Source organism: Aeromicrobium sp. Leaf272 (assembly GCF_001422865.1).
Lineage (GTDB): Bacteria > Actinomycetota > Actinomycetes > Propionibacteriales > Nocardioidaceae > Aeromicrobium.
This window is the reverse complement of sequence record NZ_LMMY01000009.1, coordinates 619,282-621,227: the sequence shown is the minus strand read 5'-3', so window position 1 is coordinate 621,227 and position 1,946 is coordinate 619,282. Positions and strand designations below refer to the sequence as shown.

General features: G+C 72.6%; 3 protein-coding genes and 1 pseudogene. All 4 read right to left on the bottom strand.

The features are described from left to right. Positions 1-76 precede the first annotated feature (76 nt). Positions 77-583: a low molecular weight protein-tyrosine-phosphatase gene (locus tag ASF38_RS04660; protein ID WP_055962638.1), complete on the bottom strand. Its 507-nt coding sequence runs from the start codon at positions 581-583 to the stop codon at positions 77-79. Between the two features lie 4 nt (positions 584-587). Further along, positions 588-784, bottom strand: a pseudogene (locus tag ASF38_RS19655) (phage holin family protein); the annotation flags it as partial. A gap of 1 nt (position 785) precedes the next feature. After that, positions 786-830, bottom strand: a 45-nt coding sequence (locus tag ASF38_RS19650; RefSeq protein WP_369815169.1) for a hypothetical protein, incomplete at its 3' end; no start/stop codon positions are given. A 247-nt stretch (positions 831-1,077) separates the two neighbouring features. Next, a partial coding sequence (locus ASF38_RS04650; protein ID WP_162237303.1) for a DMT family transporter occupies positions 1,078-1,946 on the bottom strand: 869 nt, incomplete at its 5' end.

Below are 1,946 nucleotides of genomic sequence, written 5' to 3'. Positions count from 1 at the left end.
CGTGGCGACCACCCCGTGCCCGATGAGCGCCTCCGCGCGCGCTGCCGTCCCCGTCATCCGTGCCATGGCGGCGAGGTTACCCGGTGAGGTCGGCACGGAGCCGCGGTACGGCGGCCACGACGGCGTCGCTGGTCCGCTCGACCATGGCGAGCACCTGCTGGAAGCCCTCGGCCCCGCCGTACCAGGGGTCCTCGACCTCGTCGTCGCCCGGCGCGGCCTCCGGGTCGAACGAGCGGAACATCCGCACGCGCTCGGCGTCGGCCACGGTGGGGGCGAGCTCGGTCATGTCGGCGTGGTTGCGGGCGTCCATCGCGAGCATGAGGTCGGCCTCGGCGTACGTGTCGGTGGTGAACGTGCGGGCGCGGTGACGGGTCGGGTCGTACCCGGCGGCGCTCAGTGCGGTGGCGGCGCGCTCGTCCATCGGCTCGCCCTCGTGCCACCCGCCGGTGCCGGACGACGTGACCACGACGTCGTCGGCCAGGCCGGCGTCGGCGAGCCGCTGCTCGAGCACCACGTGCGCCATGGGGGAGCGGCAGATGTTGCCCAGGCAGGTGACCTCGACGCGCAGGGGTCGCTCGCTCATGCGCTCAGTCACCCGCGAAGGCGCCGAGTACGGCGTTGACGATCGAGATCACGATCGACGCCAGCACCGCCCACCAGAAGCCGTCGATGAAGAACGGGGCGTCGAGGGAGTCGGCGATGCGCGACGTCAGCAGCAGCAGGCCGGCGTTGATGACGACCAGCGCCAGCCCCAGCGTGAGGATGATGAACGGCAGCGACAGCANGACGAGCCGGTCCGACGTCGTGTCGCTCGCCGTGCCGATGCTCATGTGCGTGCCGAGCAGCCACGCGGCCGTGGCCAGCGCCGCCGCGCCGAGCACCCAGGAGGTGAGAAGTCGAGAGAGCATGCGTCGATCATCGCAGTCGCCCCGCTCCCGGCGCGATTCGCCGCGGAACGTGTTCCGCCCCTCCCGTCCCGCAGATTCCCAGGTCGACCTGGGAATCTTCCGCCGCGTACGGGAAACCCCCCCGTCTGCAGGGGTTGCTTCCCGTGCGGGAGCGGGGAGAACCGTGCGGCTAGGTCAGGGGTGGCAGCTCGTCCGGGTGGTCGCGCCGGGCAGTCTGCGCCAGCACGATGCCGACCAGCACCAGCACGACGCCGCCCAGCTGCACGGCGGTGAGCGACTCGGCGTACCAGCCCCAGCCGACGACGCTCGCGACGACGGGCTCGAGCATGGCCACCACGCTCACGACGGTGGCCGGCAGGGCGCGCAGCGCGAGCAGCAGCAGGAAGAACGGCGTGACGGTGCCGAGCACCACGACCCAGCCCATCGCCAGCCACGCCGGGACCGTGAGGTCGGAGAGTCGGCCGAGCATCGACGCGTCCGCGCCCAGTGCGTCGGCCTCCCAGACGGGCGCGACGACGTTCATGAGGACCGCGGCCATCGCGAACGCCCACAGGATGTGGTGCAGCGGCTCGGCCGAGACACCGCCGTCCTCCCCGAGCAGGAAGTAGGCGGCGAAGCAGCCCGCCGCCAGCAGCGCCATGACCACGCCCAGCCCGTCGAACACCAGGCCCGACCAGACCTGGCTCACGACCGCCAGCCCGACCAGGGTGAGCGCCAGAGCCGGCCACATCCGGGCGTGCACGGGTTCGCGTCGGGCGAAGCGCACCCACAGCACCACGAGCACCGGGCCGGTGTACTCCAGCAGCAGGGCGATGCCGAGCGGCAGCCGGTTGATCGCGACGTTGTAGAACCCCTGCAGCCCGGCGATGCCGACGACACCGAGGCCGATCAGCAGCGGCAGGCGGCGCACGGCGGGCAGGCGGAGGGCGGACCGGTCGACGACGAGGGCGACGACGACGAGCACGAGCAGCGCCCCGGTGATGCGCACCGTCGTGAACGTGGCCTCGTCGGTGCCCGAGCGCAGGGGGATGCGGGAGG